Origin of the sequence: Acinetobacter sp. YH12155 (assembly GCF_013418255.1) — a bacterium.
In the GTDB taxonomy this organism is placed as follows: domain Bacteria; phylum Pseudomonadota; class Gammaproteobacteria; order Pseudomonadales; family Moraxellaceae; genus Acinetobacter; species Acinetobacter indicus.
In genome coordinates, this window is record NZ_VPCK01000005.1 from 185,768 (window position 1) to 203,421 (window position 17,654).

The window sequence follows — 17,654 nt, forward strand, 5'->3', positions numbered from 1 at the left end:
CCAACATACTATATGGATACCGTATGAGCTCCCTAAATCCGACCTTAATCACCTTTCTGTTTTATATTGTCGCCATGATCGCGATTGGTCTGATGGCCTATCGCGCAACCACCAACTTTTCAGACTATATTCTGGGTGGCCGCCGTTTAGGCAGCTTTGTCACGGCCCTGTCTGCTGGCGCATCGGATATGAGTGGCTGGTTATTGATGGGTTTACCGGGGGCAATTTATCTGTCCGGTTTATCTGAGGTGTGGATTGCCATTGGTCTGATTATTGGTGCCTGGCTGAACTGGTTACTGGTTGCGGGCCGCTTACGGGTACATACCGAAGTGCAGCACAATGCCCTGACCTTACCGGATTATTTCTCCAATCGCTTTAATGACCAGAAAAAAGTGCTGCGTATTGTATCGGCCTTTGTGATTCTGATTTTCTTTGCGATTTACTGTGCCTCTGGCATGGTGGCCGGTGCGCGCTTGTTCGAAAGTATGTTTGAAATGTCGTATAGCACGGCCTTATGGATCAGTGCCATTGCCACCATCAGCTATGTTTTTATTGGCGGCTTCTTGGCTGTGTCCTGGACAGACACCATTCAGGCTGGCCTGATGATCTTTGCCTTAATCCTGACGCCTATTGTCACCCTGCTGACCTTTTCTGATTTATCTCAAGTGACGCTGGCACTGGAAGCTGCGCGTCCGCAAGCCATGAATCTGGTCGGTGATTTAAGTATTGTCGCGATTATCTCGTTACTGGCCTGGGGTCTGGGTTATTTTGGTCAACCCCACATTCTGGTGCGCTTCATGGCGGCAGATTCGGTGAAGTCGATTCCAAATGCACGCCGTATTGGCATGACCTGGATGATCCTGTGTTTAGGTGGTGCGGTGGCGGCCGGTTTCTTTGGTATTGCCTACTTCCAGCAACATCCGGAACTGGCCGGGGTGGTGAATGCCAACCCTGAAACCGTATTTATGGAACTGACCAAAATCCTGTTTAACCCGTGGGTGGCTGGTATTGTACTGGCGGCAATTCTGGCTGCGGTGATGAGTACCCTAAGCTGTCAGCTGCTGGTGTGTTCAAGTACTCTGACTGAAGACTTTTATAAATCGTTCCTGCGAAAATCTGCCTCACAAAAAGAGCTGGTCTGGGTTGGCCGTTTAATGGTATTACTGATTGCCCTGCTGGCAATCTGGATGGCCGGTAATCCTGAGTCGAAAGTGCTGGGCCTGGTGGCTTATGCATGGGCTGGTTTTGGTGCCGCTTTTGGTCCACTGATTATTTTGTCTTTATTCTGGAAACGCATGACTTTAAATGGCGCACTCGCCGGCATGATCGTGGGTGCGGTGATGGTGATTCTCTGGAAAAATGTCTGGGGCGATACCGGTATCTATGAAATTATTCCGGGCTTTGTCTGCTCGTTTATTGCCATTATTGTGGTGAGCTTGCTGGGCAAAGCGCCAAGCAGCAGCATTACTGAGCGTTTTGATGAAGCAGACCGCTTGTACAAAGAACAGACTCAATAATTGCTCCATACAAAAACAACATAGCCAGTGACATCACTGGCTATTTTTTTAGCAACTTAATTGATCAACTCAAAGGTTGAACAGGAAGGGAGTACGCTGCTCGTTTTGGATGGTGACGATGACTGATAACCTCCGTCCCAACTCTCCCACCAAAGAACAGCAAACGACCCTTGTGTGCTGCGCTTTAGCTGAATCTTTTAAGCACTGTTTAAGATTCCAGTCCTTCTTTATTGCCCTGCTTCTTACGCGACTTGCTAAAGCGCTGTGCCGGCCAAGACATAATAAAACGCGCACCGCCCAAAGTGGTGCTCTGATCCACCTCAATCTTGCCGCCAAACCAGTAGGCAATCCGGCTAACAATCGACAGGCCCAGACCATACCCCCCAGAGGCACGGGTCCGGCTGTCATCTAAACGGGCAAAGGCTTCAAATACGCGGCTCCGGTCTTCTTCAGGAATGCCCGGCCCATCATCTTCCACACAGACATAAGCCACGCCTTGTGCAGTCACGCCACCACTGACCAGTACCTTGTGGTCACAATAACGCACCGCATTCCCGACCAAGTTCTGCACCACGCGGTGTAAATAACGGCGCTCGGCATCGACTTCCAGACTGGTCGACATGGTTTGCAGCTGAATGTCCTTACCGGTTTTCAGTGCATCGGTTTCATTGACCACCTGATCCAGCACATCAAACAGCACCACTTTTTCAATTTCCAAGGATGGCATGCCCTGCTCCAGTTTGGCATAGGTCATGATCTCGTCAATCAGGGTATTCAGTGCTTCAATGTCTTTATCAATCATGTCCAGCTGCTGAATCCGGTATTCGTAATCATCTTCTTCGGCCAGCATTTCCATCCCAAAACGAATCCGCGCTACCGGGGTACGCAGTTCATGCGATACCGCGCGCATCAGCTCGCGCTGGGCTTCAATCAGACGCTGGATATGATCGGACATGCTGTTATAGCTGGAGGCCAGACTGGCCATTTCATCTGAACCGTCAATGGGTAAACGCAGGTTTAAATCGCCGGTTTTCATGCGGTTCAGGGCGAAATTTACTTCACGGATTTTGCGCTGCATCGGCAGAATCAGGCCATAAATGCCCAGACTCAGAATAAACAGACTTAGCAAGGTAATCCCGGCCGCCAGCTGGAATGGCATCCAGTTAAACAGCGGTACCGGACCAAGTACCAGCACCTCGGACGGTGAGTTCGGCATTGGCGAAATAATGGAGATGGTGGTGCCACGTACGCTGGCATTATCCCGATACAGGATAATGCTGTGGTCCAGCCTTAAACGGCCAATTTGCTCGGAGTCGAGCGGTAAATCGGCAATGTTCTGAATGTCGATAGGATAAGAGAACTGATCCTGGATACGGGCCAGATATTCTTTTTCCTGTCCCGGGAAATAGACCAGATAATCCAGAATAAAGATCGGCAATGCCTTCATTTGCCGTTCGGTAATTTCATCGGCCTTGATATACAGATAATGTTCCGGGTCATTTTTCAGGCCCATAATAATATAGGCTGTGGTCGTTTCTGCATCGTAACGTACCGCAGCCTTGCGCTCTTTAATCCGTTTCAGTTCGGCCCGTGACAGCTCGACCTTATCGGCAGCAATATAATAGATAGGCAGTTCCAGCAAATCTGAGGCATCTGAAATCCAGTCCTGCTTTTGCTGCTCATTGGGTTGTCGCGCCACCCCTTCACTAATGATATAAGCCATACCATCGGTCAGGGATTCACGATATTCTTGCGCGCGCTGATAGTTAATGATCTGAACCAGCAGATAGCCAAACACGGCCACCAATGCCACCAGAATCACCAATCCTGCATAAATCCGCAAGAATATGCTGTGTTTGAACACGAAAAACCGTCCTATCTCAGATACGCGCGACGATTATATACCATTCGTTTCTTTGACAAATAAGTATCCTTTGCTGCGTACAGTTTTAATACGCTTTGGATTTTCCGGGTCATCGCCAATTTTTGGACGGATGCGCGAAATACGTACGTCAATTGAACGGTCCTGACCGTCATATTCAATCCCGCGCAGGCGCTCGAAAATATCTTCACGCGACAGGATACGGCCAGCATTCGAAGCCAGTAACCAGAGCAGGTCATATTCTGCGCTGGTGAAATCGACCAGTTCACCATTCAAGGTTACCGAGCGGCCACCATTGTCGATGACCAGGTCATCAAATTCGATACGCTGTGCCACTTCATCTTCAGGGGCTTTGTCAGTACGGCGCAGCAAGGCACGAATACGCGCCAGCAGAACACGTGGCTGAACCGGCTTGGCGACATAGTCATCTGCACCCATTTCCAGACCCAGAACCTGGTCCATATCTTCGGTACGTGCAGTGAGCATCAGAATCGGTTGATGATAATGTGGACGAACCTCGCGGCAAATGGTCAAACCGTCTGCACCCGGCAGCATTACATCCAGCACCACTAAATCTGGCTGCTCCGCGATAATACGGCGGATGGCACGGTTCCCATCTGGCTCAACACCCACTTCCAGTCCGTTACGGATCAGGTATTCCTGGGTTAAACGTGCCAGACGCTCATCATCTTCAACAATTAAAATTTTTGGTAACTTTTCTTCTTGGCTCATGAACTGCCCCTTTATTTGATTAAACGTATTCTATCCTTTTAAAATCCGGTAGATACGTCGAAATATATTCTGCAATATACACACGTTTACATTGTAAACAAGATGCTATTCACTAAACTGATACATCAAAGTAGCTTTTTGTTATATTTTTATTAATTATTGAATTCCTTATACTTTTCTCTTTTTAACTGAATTCCATGAATTCAACAACATAAATCTTTTTAAAATGTACAATTTTTTTGCAGCTTTTGGCCATTGATCAGAATGTGACTGACTGTTCAAAGAGATTTTTAGTTATCCACAAGTTTATCTATAAGCAGATTATGCCGGCTTTGTTATGCTATGCCCGTGTCCGATAAGGCTTATAGCCGAATGGACAAATCGGGGATTTTTTTGCAAAAGATTTTATCCAAAAAACGCCAAAAAATTTAAAGAAAAGTCAATATTGATCTACCCTAAAATTTCCCGTATCTTGTGTTCAATTCAATTTTAAACCACTAAGTCTTGTGTTTATTCCTCAAACACTGTGGCCTATTTTTTGCCCGGTTCAATGGTCTATAAACATAACAATAGATGACAATGGAGCTATGCTGACATGAGCGTAATCACATCCACACCCGGTCAACTTCAGGTGATTAAACGCACCGGTGAAGTGGCCCCTTTCGATGCAGAAAAAATCTCTGTAGCGATTGGTAAAGCTTTCCTGGCGGTTGAAGGTCAGCAAAGCGCCGATTCCAGCCGTATTCATGACCGTATCGAACAACTGACTGAAATGGTTCTGAACACGTTTAAGCGTCGTTTACCATCAGGCGGCACCATTCACATTGAAGAAATTCAGGACCAGGTTGAGCTTGCGCTTATGCGTACAGGCGAACAGAAAGTTGCTCGTGCTTATGTCATCTATCGCGAACAACGTTCTGAAGCACGTAAGCAGATGGGTGCCAACCATCACCCGACCTTACAGATCACTGACAGCCAGGGCCAGTTAAAGCCACTGGATTTAAGTGCATTGACAGCAACCGTCACCACTGCAGCTGAAGGTCTTGAAGGGATTGATGTTCAGGCCATTGTCGATGAAACCGTGAAAAACCTGTACAACGGCGTAAAAGAGTCAGACATCTCAACCACCATGATGATGGCGACGCGTACCCGTATTGAACAGGAACCAAACTATACTTATGTTACTGCACGCCTGCTGTGTAATGACTTAGTGGCAACAGGCCTGGAGTTCCTGGGTCTACCAGTAGAAACCCCTGAAGGTGAAGCTCTGGAAACCTTCCTGAAAAAAGGTATCGAGCTGGAGCTGCTGTCAGAAGACCTGCTGAACTTCGATCTGGCAAAACTGGCCGCTGCCATTCAGCCAGAACGTTCTAACCAGTTTACGTATCTTGGTTTACAGACGTTATTCGACCGTTACTTCATCCATAAAGATGGTATCCGTTTCGAATTGCCACAATTGTTCTTCATGCGCGTTTCTATGGGTCTGGCGCTGAACGAAGACAACAAAGAAGAACGTGCAATTGAGTTCTATAACTTGTTGTCGAGCTTCGACTACATGGCTTCTACGCCTACCCTGTTTAACTCAGGTACGCTACGTCCGCAGTTATCTAGCTGTTACCTCACCACCATTGGTGATGACCTGTACGATATTTATGGCGCAATGCGTGATAACGCAATGCTGTCTAAATGGGCAGGCGGTTTAGGTAATGACTGGACTCCAGTTCGTGCCCTGAACTCTTACATCAAAGGGACCAACGGTAAATCACAAGGTGTGGTACCGTTCCTGAAAGTCGCGAACGATACTGCGGTTGCGGTGAACCAGGGTGGTAAGCGTAAAGGTGCGGTCTGTGCCTATCTTGAAACCTGGCACTTAGACATTGAAGAATTCCTGGAACTGCGTAAGAACACCGGTGATGACCGTCGTCGTACCCATGACATGAACACAGCGAACTGGGTCCCTGACTTATTCATGCAACGTGTGTTTGAAGATGCAGAATGGACCCTGTTCACGCCATCTGAAACACCAGACCTGCATGATCTGACTGGACAGGCCTTCACTGAGCGCTATACGCATTACGAAGCGGTAGCGAAAGAACAGAACCTGCTGCACAAGAAAGTACGTGCCAAAGACTTATGGCGCAAAATGCTGTCGATGCTGTTCGAAACCGGCCACCCGTGGATTACATTCAAAGACGTATGTAACCTGCGTTCACCACAACAACACGTGGGCGTGGTGCACTCATCTAACCTGTGTACAGAAATCACCCTGAACACCAGCAAAGATGAAATCGCGGTCTGTAACCTGGGTTCAATTAACCTGGTACAGCACGTTCAAGGTGGCAAGCTGGATCATGAAAAACTGGCACGTACCATCAAAACTGCGGTACGTATGCTCGACAACGTGATCGACATCAACTACTACGCGGTACCACAGGCGAAAAACTCGAACCTGCGTCACCGTCCGGTAGGTATGGGGATCATGGGCTTCCAGGATGCACTGTACGAAATGGGCATCGCCTACGGTTCTGATGCAGCAGTTGATTTTGCTGATGAATCAATGGAAGTGATTTCTTACTACGCAATTCAAACCTCAAGTGATCTGGCGGTTGAACGTGGTACCTATGAAACCTTCAAAGGTTCATTATGGGATCAGGGTATTTTACCAATCGACTCTTTAGAGCTGGTAGCGAAAACCCGTCCTGAGCGCATGTTTGAAGTTGATCGTACCCAACGTCTGGACTGGGACACTTTACGTGCCAAAGTTCAAAAAGACGGTATGCGTAACTCGAACGTGATGGCCATTGCACCAACAGCAACTATTTCTAACATCTGTGGCGTGTCTCAATCGATTGAGCCAACCTTCCAGAACCTGTATGTGAAATCGAACCTGTCTGGTGAGTTCACTGTGATCAACCCTTACCTGGTACGTGCCTTGAAAGAACGCGGCCTATGGGATGCGGTAATGGTCAACGACCTGAAACACTTCGAAGGTTCAGTACAAAAGATTTCGCGTATTCCTGAAGAGCTGAAAGCGATCTTCGCGACTGCGTTTGAAGTTGAGCCACGCTGGATTGTGGATGCTGCGTCACGTCGTCAGAAATGGATTGATCAGGCACAATCACTGAACCTTTACATCTCTGGTGCAAATGGTAAGAAACTGGACATCACTTATAAGATGGCTTGGTTACGTGGTCTGAAAACGACGTATTATCTACGTGCTTTGGGTGCAACATCGGCTGAGAAATCAACCATTAACACGGGCGCACTGAATGCAGTAAAACCAACCACAGTTGCGGCGCCGGTTGCAGCAGTGGCACAGGAAACTGCACCTGCGGCAGCTCCAGCAGCGGAAGAAGGTTTTGAACAGGCGGCACCCGTGCCAATGGCATGTTCAATTGACAACCCGGATTGTGAGGCTTGTCAGTAAGCTTCGCTTGATAAAAGTCCCCCTAAATCCCCCTTTTCCAAAGGGGGACTTCCCAAAATCAGATTCGATATGCGGGAAGCCCGTTCTTTATTAAAGGAGGGGTTTGGGGCGGATTCCAAAGTATTTGAAAATAACACAGGAAAAGACCATGCCTCATATGACTCATAACTATATGTTAGGACTCGCGGTTCTGGTCTTTTCCTTTATTTTCTTTTACACGCCGATGGTCTATGCCTTTTTGGCCATTCGCAAACAGAAGCGAAAGCAAAATAAGTCTTGAGGATCGTGTTCTACGTACATTTTTAGAACAAGCATCGGCAAAACTTAATTTTGCTTTCACAAATTAAGCGTATAGTAAGACATCTCCCCTTCGTCGTGAGATGTCCAATAAAAGATATAAAGCAACGAAGAGAGAATTGATATGTCTATCCTAAGTTGGGACGATTTCGAAGATGATTCGCAAAAACCGGCTGCTCCTGAACACCAGCCTACGCCCGTCGAACCGCAAAAAGCGGCTAATCCGCAAGTGGTACCTGCTGCAGAGCAACCACAGACGCATGTGGCAGCTGCACAACCCGCTGCAACCCCTCGAAGCGGATCAGCAAATTCAACCGATTCGCTGGCAAGAGCATCTGCTTCCCTAGAACAGCTTGACGTGGCGCCTGGCCTGGAAGAGCTGGAAATGGGTGCAGGACGTGTACAGGTTGATGACAAACGTATGATCAACTGCCGCGCTGACTTAAACCAGCTGGTGCCGTTCAAATACGAATGGGCTTGGCAAAAATATCTGGATGGTTGTGCCAACCACTGGATGCCACAAGAAATCAACATGAACCACGACATCGCGTTGTGGAAGTCTGAAAATGGCTTGACTGAAGATGAACGTACCATCGTGATGCGTTCACTGGGCTTCTTCTCAACTGCTGACTCACTGGTGGCCAATAACCTGGTTCTGGCGATCTACCGTCACATCACTAACCCGGAATGCCGTCAGTACATCTTGCGTCAATCGTTTGAAGAAGCGATTCACACGCATGCTTATCAGTACTGTATCGAATCTTTAGGCATGGATGAAGGCGAAGTCTTCAACATGTACCGTGAAGTACCATCAGTCGCACGTAAAGCAGCTTGGGGCCTGAAATACACCCAATCTTTAAGCGACCCGACTTTCAAAACCGGTACCCCTGAAAACGACCAGATTTTGCTGCGTAACCTGATTGCATTCTACTGCGTACTTGAAGGCATCTTCTTCTACTGCGGTTTCACGCAAATCCTGTCAATGGGCCGTCGTAACAAGATGAATGGTGTGGCGGAACAGTTCCAGTACATCCTGCGTGATGAATCAATGCACTTGAACTTCGGTATCGACATGATCAACCAGATCAAGATCGAGAACCCGCACTTGTGGACCGCTGAGTTCCAGCAAGAAGTGATTCAAATGATTCTTGAAGGCACCATGCTTGAGATTGAATATGCGCGTGACACCATGCCACGTGGCGTATTGGGCATGAATGCTGGCATGATGGAAGAATATCTGAAGTTCATCTGTAACCGCCGTTTAAGCCAGTTGGGCTTACCTGAGCAGTTTAGCGGTGTGACCAACCCGTTTGCCTGGATGTCTGAGATGATGGATCTGCGTAAAGAGAAGAATTTCTTCGAGACGCGTGTGACGGATTATCAGACGGGCGGCGCGTTGAGCTGGTAAAAGTTTATGATTAAACCCTCCGAAGAGGGTTTAATTTTTTCAGCACTATAAATAAGCTGAATTCATCTGCGAATAAAAAATATAAATTCGCACCCTCTTGAATACAAAAAAGACGCGATACGCGTCTTTTTATAAAAATGCTGGATCTTTAAGCCGGAATACGTAACACCTGTCCAGGGAAAATATCATCCGCATCTTTTAACAAAGGACGGTTGGCTTCAAAGATTTTATTGTACTGATTGGCATCACCATAAAATTCTTTTGAGATTTTAGACAGGGTATCGCCTGATTTAACTGTATAGAATTTACTTTCTGGTTCTGGCGTTGCCACAGTCATCTGATCATCCACTTGCGCGACATGATCAATATTTCCCACCGCCAGTACAATTTTTTCACGATCAGCCTGGCTTTGTACCTGCCCTTTAATCGTGGCTAAATCGGTCTTGCCATTGTAGTTCACAGAAAGGCCCGTAATTGGTAAGCCTAAAGATTTAATATGTCCTAATAATTTATTGGCCATTTCCTGTGCAGACGGTTCTGCTGGGGCTGCTGGTGCAGCCGGTTGTTGCTCTGCCGGGGCAGTGTTTTTCTTACCAATACCTTTTACAAAATCAAAAAGTCCCATTGTTATTCTCCAGCTTTTATTTGATACAATTGATTTTTATCAATCATTTGGAATTGCGTGCTTTCTTTTTATAACGAAAAAATACACAGGAGAGCGTTGCGCTTGGTTAGATAAAAGTAAGCTTATGTAATTTCGGCCGGCCATAAAAAAACCACCCAAAAGGGTGGCTTTTCTTAGCATCTGCTAAAAATCTTTAATTAACCAAGTTTTTTAGTCACATAGTCAATTGCAGATTGAACAGTTGTAATTTCGTTTGAATCTTCATCAGGAATTGTGATGTCGAAATCATTTTCGAAAGACATTACAAGTTCAACCAGGTCCAGAGAGTCTGCACCTAAGTCATCCATGAAAGATGCTTCGTTTTTAATCTCTTCAGCTTTAAGACCAAGTTGTTCAGCAACCGCTTGTTTAACGCGTTGTTCGATATCGCTCACAGGAATTCTCCTCATTGCTTGTGGCGTTTTTAATGCCGTTAGTTTAATTGAATCTATAAGTTTTTGAAAGTTTATACATGAGCTTAATTCATGTATAAACCACCATTTACATGTAACACTGTACCAGTGATGTAACTTGCTTTGTCAGAAGCCAAGAAACTCACTGCATTGGCGATATCTTGTGGATCACCTAAACGGTTTAATGCCACTTGCTCACTCATTTTTTTGCGAATTTCTTCACTTAACTGTTCGGTCATTTCTGTTGCAATAAAACCGGGTGCAACAGAGTTAACCGTAATTTGACGGCTGCCCATTTCCTTGGCCAGGCTGCGGCTAAATGCCTCAATCCCTGCTTTGGCCGCAGAGTAGTTGGCCTGTCCCGGATTGGCAAAGTGTGCCACCACTGAACTAATATTAATAATGCGACCGAAACGCGCTTTGGTCATGCCTTTCAGTACACGTTTAGACAAACGGTAAACGGCTTTCAGATGAATGTTGAGGATATCATCCCAGTCATCTTCAGACATACGCAGTAACAAATTATCTTTGGTAATACCAGCGTTGTTCACCAAGACCAATACCGGACCATAGTTTTGTTCGATGTCCGAAATGAGCGCATCAATTGCCTCGCCATTACGAACATCCAGGACTTTACCCGCACCCTGTTCACCAAAGCCTGTGCTTAGTTTTTCTGCACCTGCTTCAGAAGTTGCTGTCCCAACCACAAAATAACCGTCTTGAATAAGCTGCTGAGCGATGGCTGCACCAATCCCTCGGCTTGCACCTGTCACCAATGCGACTTTGCGTTCTTGTGTCATGCAATTTTCCCTTCAGCCACTAAAATGGCATTTAAGGCATCCTCCAGACGACTGTTACTGTCAATCGGGAATGCTTTTTCTATGTGAGGTAAGCGTTTTGCAAGGTTCGCCAATACATTCCCTGGACCACATTCAACAATGTACTGAATGCCCTGGTCTTGCAGGTACTGCATAGTGTTTGTCCATTGCACAGACTGATACAATTGAGCAGTCAAAGCCTGACGCAATTGAGCAACATCAGTTGCTACAGCTGCGCCCACATTTTGTATTACAGGAATGCTTGGTAGCTCAATGGCAGTTTGTTCCAAAGCTTGTGCGAACTGTTCTGCAGCCGGTTTCATCAGTGAACAGTGCGATGGCACTGACACCGGAAGCGCAATAGCTTTGGCTGAATTTTCTTTGGCGAGTGCGATGACTGCATCTACCGCTGCTTTATCACCAGCAACTACCACCTGACCTTGGGCATTGTAGTTGGCTGCTTCAACAGAACCGGTGCCTTGTGCGGTAGCTTGCGCACACAGTTCAATCACTTTGGCATCTTCCAGACCCAAAATGGCCGCCATAGCGCCCTGGCCTTGTGGCACAGCTGACTGCATGAGTTTGCCACGCAAATTCACCAGCTTCACGGCATCACCCAGTGATAACGCACCAGCCGCCACCAGCGCGCTGTATTCGCCCAGAGAGTGGCCTGCCAGATATTTGGGTGCTACACCACCCAGCTCCAGCCAGACACGCCATAATGCAATACTGGCGGTTAATAAAACCGGCTGGGTAAATTCTGTTTGATCTAAACCCTCACCACTTTGCGCAATGTGCCATAAATCAAAACCGATTGCGGCCGATGCTTCCGCAAAAGTTTCACGCACACCAGCAAACTGTTCTGCAAGTTCTGCCAGCATGCCGACTTTTTGTGAACCTTGTCCAGGAAACACAAATGCAGTTTTTGTCGCTTGCTCGAATCGTGTAGCAGACATATAAAAATCCTTTCGTGTAGAGCTGTTTTAAACAGGGTACGCCCCTTCAACAGTTCTTTTTTATGTAAGCTGATCGTTGGTGCGAAAATTTAACACTATTTTTCGGGTGAAGTAATTGCGAAAAACAACAAAAAAAGGGAGCTTACGCTCCCATTTTTTCCACTAAGCTTGACGCTTAATGCTTGTCAACAATTATTCAGCATCAGCTGCTTTAGCGAATAATTGACGACCACGGTAGATACCATCTTTAGATACGTGGTGACGACGATGAGTTTCACCAGTAGCTTGGTCTACAGTTAATGCATTCTCGGTTAAAGCGTCATGTGAACGGCGCATGTCACGGCGAGAGCGACTTTTACGGTTTTGCTGAACGGCCATGATGGCTCCTTACAAAGATCGAAAAAATGGATCAGAACAAATTCAGTTGTCTTAACGCAAAATTATAACATAATTTTTAGTTAAGTTTACCCTTCAAACTTGCCAAAACATCAAACGGATTATCCCGTTTTTCTTCGACATCGTTCTGAACGGCAGGTTGATGCTTGTGTTCGCAAGCGTCATGCTTAGGCGACAAAGGCAGCAACAATAACAGTTCATCTTCTATAAGTGCGAGTAAATCAGCCGTCGCCGGTGAATCATAATCACCTTTGCTAGTTGCTTCACTTTCACCCAGAACAATGAAATCAGCATCCTCATCCAAGCGCTCTATCAGTGACTCATCATCTACAAGCGCTAAATGGAAGTCTAAAACAAGGTCAATTTCCACGGTATCCAGACAGCGCTGGCATTCCATTGGAACTTGTGTTTCAACGTGACCATCTAGCCATGCAATGCGATGATAGGCATCCATTGATAGCTTACAGTCTATGTTAATCAATTGATCATCAATTGATCCAACAGCTTCACGAGCAATACGAGCAAAGCGAGACAATGGCAGGGTACCTGACCATGTAAAGCCCTGTTCAGCCCATTTAAACGGCTCAATCTGTGCCGGAAAGGTATTTGCTGACATAATTAAGGCGGCAATTCTACAAATTCATCAGTACTCTGTCAAAGATTAAGATACAATTTTGTACTTATTTAGACAGACCAATTGGGTAAATTAAGTCATGCATCTGTTGCAGCCGCAAACAGAAGTGAATGTTTCATCACTCGTTAGCACACTTTCAACGCTCGATTCTGACATTTCACCTGACCAAGTGCAACTCTCGGACTGGTTGAAATTATCGACAGAATCAGAATACGTCGATTGGCTCATCTTACACTTTAATCACTGGTTTTCCCACCACAATGTCAACCTGGTGCGTGGTGATTTTGAACCGGAGTATTTTCCCGCCACCGCAGACACCCCTGCCCGCATCCAGTTTGCGCATGGTTTCTTTAACAGTGCCCTGCATGAAATCAGTCACTGGACCATTGCCGGTGAGGAACGCCGTAAACAGCCCGATTTAGGCTACTGGTATGCCCCGGATGGTCGCACGGCTGAGCAGCAGGCCCTGTTTGAGCAGGTCGAAATCAAGCCGCAAGCCATTGAATGGATGTTTGCCACTGCATTTGGACGCAAATTCCAGGTTTCTTTAGATAACCTGACCGGTGAAGGCGGCGATGGTGCCTGCTTTAAAGACAATGTCTATGCCCAGGTGCAGCGTTATTTTCGTGGTGAAGCCAAACTGCCACGCGATGCCAAACGCTTTATTGACTGTATCTGTTTATGTACCCGGCATGGCAAAAGCTTACATAGCGATGAATTTGCAAGAGAAATGCTTGATTAAATTACATAAATCAACGCTCTGGATACACAGAGCTTTGTACAATGGTCTGAAAAGCGAATCATCATCAGATCAGGAGAAAAGAATATGCTGCATTTAAGAGTTCATCCTGAAAATCCTCAGCCCCGTTTAATTAGCCAGGCAGTAGAACGGATTCGTGCCGGCGATGTGGTGGTCTATCCTACCGATGCAGCCTATGCCATTGGCTGCCAGATCGGGAATAAAGCAGCCATGGAACGGATTGCCCAGATTCGTGGTCTTAGCCCTAAACATCAATATGCAATTTTATGTTGTGACCTGTCCGATATTGCCACTTATGCCAAGGTCGATAATGCCATGTATCGCCTGCTAAAAAACAATACCCCGGCAGTAACCACTTTTATTTTACCGGCCACCAGTGAAGTGCCGCGCCGTCTGATGCACCCGAAAAAGAAAACCATTGGCCTGCGTATTCCGAGCAATCCGGTTTGCCAAATGTTACTGAAAGAGCTGGATGAACCGCTCTTGACCTCCACCCTGATTTTACCGGGGCAGGATGATCCACTGGATGATCCTTATGATATTGAAATGCAGCTTGGTAAACGTATTGATGTATTTATTGATAGTGGCCTGGGGACTTTAACCACCACCAGTATTGTCGATTTATCTGGTGATCAGCCGGAAATTATCCGTCGTGGTATTGGTGATGTGAGTTCGTTTGAATAACGGCGCTCAGCGCCACCTCAGGAGGAAACGGTATGGATTTATTTTATCTGTTGCTGAATCTGCGCGAGTTTCCAAAAAGCCAGCTAATCTATGCGACTCAGCCCTGGTCTCTGGAAGCTGAGGTTCTACTGCTGGATGCAATACCCAACCCGGCTGCCGTGCTCTCTATCGGACAGCAGGTGTATCATCTGCTGTCGAGTGTTGAAGAGGCCTATATCCTGTCCTTAAGATTAGGCCACCAGAACCTGTGCAGCCGTGAAATGTGTCAGCAACTGCTGGAACAGCTTGAGCAGTCCGCTTTATCACGTGTTTGATCTGAGGTGAGTTTTTCTTGCTAAAACCCTTATCTGTATGCGCTTTTAGGCCATATCTTCTACTGTATTGAACGTGATTTTTCCTGCTTTTTCGCTGCAGAATTGCCATCTACTTTTGCTTTTTTTCGCTTTTAGTCATTTGGGTAATTTATTTCATGGTCAATTTCCATTAAACTACGCGCAATTAACCCCATGCTTTCTTTTCGATGTGAGATCGAATGTAAAGCTCTTTTCATGCCTTTGAAAATTCGCGTGGCCTAAAACTGTAATGAATCAATCTGTGCATCCTGCTATGGACCAAGTCCCGCACATCCGCGTTTTGGATGAGTGGCAAGAGACGATTCCTGAGGATTTATATATTCCTCCTGCAGCATTTGAAATTCTGTTAGAGCATTTCGAAGGCCCGCTCGACTTTCTGATTTACCTGATTCAAAAAAACGGCTTTGACCTGCTACAGGTTGATATCGCACCGATTGCCTCTCAGTATTTGGCTTATATGGATGCGATGAAATCCCTGAATATTGAGCTGACCGCAGATTATATGGTGATGGCTGCCCTGCTGGCCGATTTAAAATCGCGTTTGCTGCTGCCGAAACCCAAAGCCATCAGCGAGCTGGAAAAAGATCCGAAGCAGGAACTGATTGACCGGCTGGAAAATTATTTACGTATTAAACAGGCGGCTGAACGTCTGGGGCAAATGCCGGTGTTAGAGCGTGATACCTTTAATACCCATGTCAGCCTGGGCCAAGTGGCGTATAGTAATGAGGGCCATGAGGCCAGCCTGTTACGTGATGCGCTATTTTGTGTATTTAATCGCCCTGAACCGGTGATTCACCAGATTCAGCAGGAACCGGTGTTACTGGAAGAACGGATTGCCTATATTGAAGCAAAGCTGCAAAGCGGTGAAGTGCTAGCGTTTGCCGAGCTGCTCAAGCCGAGCCAGGGCCGTATGGGCATGGTCGTGACCTTTATGGCGATTCTGGAACTGACCCGTCAGCAAAAAGTGGCAATTGTTGCCAGTGGTGTCGAAGCACCGCTGGCCATTCAGGGAGCACAGGCCTAATGTCAGAGCAAACCCTTAACATGTCCAGTGATGAACAGCATCATGAAGTGCTGATGCAGCTAGAAGCCATTATTTTTGCCAGTGATGCACCGGTATCGCTGGCACGTCTGAAAGAAGCATTTCAGGCACGTTATAGCAAGGCAGAATTAAAAGTCTTTTTACAACAACTGGCCATGCTGCAACATGGCCGGTCTATTGAACTGGTTGAAACTGCGCAAGGTTTCCGTTTTCAGGTACGGGCCAAATATCGTCCCCTGATTGCACAGGCCTGGCCGGAGCGACCAACCCGTTTATCCCCGTCTTTACTCGAAACACTGGCTGTGATTGCTTACCATCAACCGGTGACCCGAGCAGATATTGAACAGATTCGCGGAGTATCAAACAACAGTCAGATTCTCAGAACGTTGTTTGACTGGAACTGGATTAAGGAATCCGGTTTCCGGGAACTCCCTGGAAGACCCGCGTTGTTAGTCACAACGCCACAATTTTTAAATGCATTTGGCCTGACCTCTGTCGGTCAATTGCCTCCCCTGCAGGATGCCAAGGAAGCTTTCATGCACCTCGATGCCCAGGCACCGAGATCGTGAATAGGTGAACTGTTGATGATAATTTCTAAGGTTATGCTGTCATGAGTGAAAAATTGCAAAAGGTACTGGCACGCGTTGGTTTGGGTTCTCGCCGTTATATGGAAGAAGTCATTGCCGCTGGTCGTGTAAGTGTCAATGGCCAAGTGGCCCAGGTGGGTGAGCGTATTGAACCAGGCGATGAGCTTCGTATCGATGGTCGTAAAGTCAGCTTCCAGATTGAAGATGAAATCCGTCGCCGTGTGCTGATTTACTACAAACCGGAAGGTGAAATCTGTTCACGTAACGATCCGGAACAACGCCCGACCGTGTTTGATCATTTACCATCAATCGCCAATGATCGCTGGGTGATGGTCGGCCGTCTGGATATCAACTCGACCGGTCTGTTACTGTTCACCAATGATGGCGAACTGGCAAACCGCCTGATGCACCCATCCAATGAAATTGAGCGTGAATATGCGGTCCGTGTAATGGGTGAAGTCACACCACAAATCCGTAACAACATGCTACGTGGCGTGGTACTGGATGATGGCCCGGCCAAATTTGAATCCTTCTCTGAAATTGGTGGTGATGGTATCAACCGCTGGTATCAGGTGGTGGTAAAAGAAGGTCGTAACCGCGAAGTACGTCGTATTTTCGAATCTCAGGGCTTAAAAGTTAGCCGCCTGCTACGTACCCGTTATGGCACCGTAATTCTGCCACGTGAACTGCGTACCGGCCGCTGGATGGAACTGGACAAGAACGACATCGACAACCTGACCAAAGCGGTTGAGCTGAAACCACGTCAGGGAACCGGTCTGTACGGTATGGCTAAACGCCGTAATGAACGTATGCAGGAAAAACCGATGGCAGCACGTCGCGGTGGTTTCTTGCGTCAGCAGCGCCGTGACAATGAAGCAGCGCCAACGTCTTCAACCCGCGGCCCGCGTGATGATAACTTTGGTAATCGCGAACGTCGTGAAAACCAGAATGGCACACACTTTGCCCGTCGTGATAACCCAAATGGCAACAGCTTTGGCCGTCAAGAGCGTGATGAACATGCGCCACGCAAACCATTTGGCAACAAAAGCTTTAGAAAGTTTTAAGCTGCCCAGCAAAAAGCCAC

Annotated in this window: 18 protein-coding genes; 10 read left to right on the forward strand and 8 right to left on the reverse strand. The window is 46.9% G+C overall.

Features of this window, described 5'->3' with window-relative positions:
• The first annotated feature begins 23 nt into the window (after positions 1 to 23).
• The gene (putP, locus tag FTU86_RS05035) at positions 24 to 1,517 is read left to right on the forward strand and encodes a sodium/proline symporter PutP (RefSeq protein ID WP_016659877.1); all 1,494 of its coding nucleotides are present in this window, start codon (positions 24 to 26) and stop codon (positions 1,515 to 1,517) included.
• Between the two features lie 208 nt (positions 1,518 to 1,725).
• Here putP and bfmS read toward each other — a convergent pair whose 3' ends face one another.
• The gene (gene bfmS / locus FTU86_RS05040; protein ID WP_045795835.1) at positions 1,726 to 3,381 is read right to left on the reverse strand and encodes a sensor histidine kinase BfmS; all 1,656 of its coding nucleotides are present in this window, start codon (positions 3,379 to 3,381) and stop codon (positions 1,726 to 1,728) included.
• 33 nt (positions 3,382 to 3,414) lie between these two features.
• Positions 3,415 to 4,131: a response regulator transcription factor BfmR gene (bfmR, locus tag FTU86_RS05045; protein WP_005176018.1), complete on the reverse strand. Its 717-nt coding sequence runs from the start codon at positions 4,129 to 4,131 to the stop codon at positions 3,415 to 3,417.
• A 595-nt stretch (positions 4,132 to 4,726) separates the two neighbouring features.
• Here bfmR and FTU86_RS05050 point away from each other — a divergent pair.
• The 3 genes from FTU86_RS05050 to FTU86_RS05055 all read left to right on the forward strand — a co-directional run bounded on the left by FTU86_RS05050 (position 4,727) and on the right by FTU86_RS05055 (position 9,263).
• Positions 4,727 to 7,558 carry a ribonucleoside-diphosphate reductase subunit alpha gene (locus tag FTU86_RS05050; protein ID WP_075167565.1) on the forward strand — a complete coding sequence of 944 codons (2,832 nt, stop codon included), beginning with the start codon at positions 4,727 to 4,729 and terminating at the stop codon, positions 7,556 to 7,558.
• A gap of 148 nt (positions 7,559 to 7,706) precedes the next feature.
• Positions 7,707 to 7,838 carry a preprotein translocase subunit YajC gene (locus FTU86_RS13810; protein WP_081407111.1) on the forward strand — a complete coding sequence of 44 codons (132 nt, stop codon included), beginning with the start codon at positions 7,707 to 7,709 and terminating at the stop codon, positions 7,836 to 7,838.
• Positions 7,839 to 7,979: 141 nt separating this feature from the next.
• On the forward strand, positions 7,980 to 9,263 hold the full coding sequence (locus FTU86_RS05055) for a ribonucleotide-diphosphate reductase subunit beta (RefSeq protein WP_005175999.1): 1,284 nt from the start codon (positions 7,980 to 7,982) through the stop codon (positions 9,261 to 9,263).
• A 148-nt stretch (positions 9,264 to 9,411) separates the two neighbouring features.
• Here FTU86_RS05055 and lysM read toward each other — a convergent pair whose 3' ends face one another.
• From lysM to FTU86_RS05085, 6 genes are all read right to left on the reverse strand, one after another.
• Entirely contained in the window at positions 9,412 to 9,888 is a 477-nt protein-coding gene (lysM, locus tag FTU86_RS05060) for a peptidoglycan-binding protein LysM (RefSeq protein ID WP_005175989.1), read from the reverse strand.
• A gap of 197 nt (positions 9,889 to 10,085) precedes the next feature.
• Positions 10,086 to 10,322, reverse strand: a complete 237-nt coding sequence (gene acpP, locus FTU86_RS05065; RefSeq protein ID WP_001279871.1) for an acyl carrier protein — start codon at positions 10,320 to 10,322, stop codon at positions 10,086 to 10,088.
• Between the two features lie 83 nt (positions 10,323 to 10,405).
• Positions 10,406 to 11,140 (reverse strand): 3-oxoacyl-ACP reductase FabG, encoded by a 735-nt coding sequence (gene fabG, locus FTU86_RS05070; protein ID WP_045796367.1) that lies wholly within the window; start codon positions 11,138 to 11,140, stop codon positions 10,406 to 10,408.
• A complete protein-coding gene (gene fabD, locus FTU86_RS05075; protein ID WP_075167567.1) occupies positions 11,137 to 12,114 on the reverse strand; it encodes an ACP S-malonyltransferase in 978 nt (325 codons plus the stop codon). The genes fabG and fabD overlap by 4 nt, the downstream gene beginning before the upstream one ends.
• 192 nt (positions 12,115 to 12,306) lie before the next feature.
• A complete protein-coding gene (gene rpmF, locus FTU86_RS05080) occupies positions 12,307 to 12,492 on the reverse strand; it encodes a 50S ribosomal protein L32 (protein WP_005175977.1) in 186 nt (61 codons plus the stop codon).
• Between the two features lie 76 nt (positions 12,493 to 12,568).
• Positions 12,569 to 13,126 (reverse strand): DUF177 domain-containing protein, encoded by a 558-nt coding sequence (locus tag FTU86_RS05085; RefSeq protein WP_005175975.1) that lies wholly within the window; start codon positions 13,124 to 13,126, stop codon positions 12,569 to 12,571.
• A gap of 97 nt (positions 13,127 to 13,223) precedes the next feature.
• Between FTU86_RS05085 and FTU86_RS05090 the strand changes: the two genes are divergently transcribed.
• From FTU86_RS05090 to rluB, 6 genes are all read left to right on the forward strand, one after another.
• Positions 13,224 to 13,886 (forward strand): elongation factor P hydroxylase, encoded by a 663-nt coding sequence (locus tag FTU86_RS05090; protein ID WP_160241552.1) that lies wholly within the window; start codon positions 13,224 to 13,226, stop codon positions 13,884 to 13,886.
• 84 nt (positions 13,887 to 13,970) lie between these two features.
• Positions 13,971 to 14,588 carry an L-threonylcarbamoyladenylate synthase gene (locus tag FTU86_RS05095; protein ID WP_160241553.1) on the forward strand — a complete coding sequence of 206 codons (618 nt, stop codon included), beginning with the start codon at positions 13,971 to 13,973 and terminating at the stop codon, positions 14,586 to 14,588.
• Between the two features lie 32 nt (positions 14,589 to 14,620).
• Positions 14,621 to 14,902 (forward strand): hypothetical protein, encoded by a 282-nt coding sequence (locus FTU86_RS05100; protein ID WP_160241554.1) that lies wholly within the window; start codon positions 14,621 to 14,623, stop codon positions 14,900 to 14,902.
• A gap of 268 nt (positions 14,903 to 15,170) precedes the next feature.
• The gene (locus FTU86_RS05105) at positions 15,171 to 15,965 is read left to right on the forward strand and encodes a ScpA family protein (protein ID WP_016659867.1); all 795 of its coding nucleotides are present in this window, start codon (positions 15,171 to 15,173) and stop codon (positions 15,963 to 15,965) included.
• Between the two features lie 20 nt (positions 15,966 to 15,985).
• The gene (scpB, locus tag FTU86_RS05110) at positions 15,986 to 16,552 is read left to right on the forward strand and encodes an SMC-Scp complex subunit ScpB (RefSeq protein ID WP_373683643.1); all 567 of its coding nucleotides are present in this window, start codon (positions 15,986 to 15,988) and stop codon (positions 16,550 to 16,552) included.
• Positions 16,553 to 16,593: 41 nt separating this feature from the next.
• Positions 16,594 to 17,634 (forward strand): 23S rRNA pseudouridine(2605) synthase RluB, encoded by a 1,041-nt coding sequence (rluB, locus tag FTU86_RS05115; protein WP_005175954.1) that lies wholly within the window; start codon positions 16,594 to 16,596, stop codon positions 17,632 to 17,634.
• Positions 17,635 to 17,654: the final 20 nt, after the last annotated feature.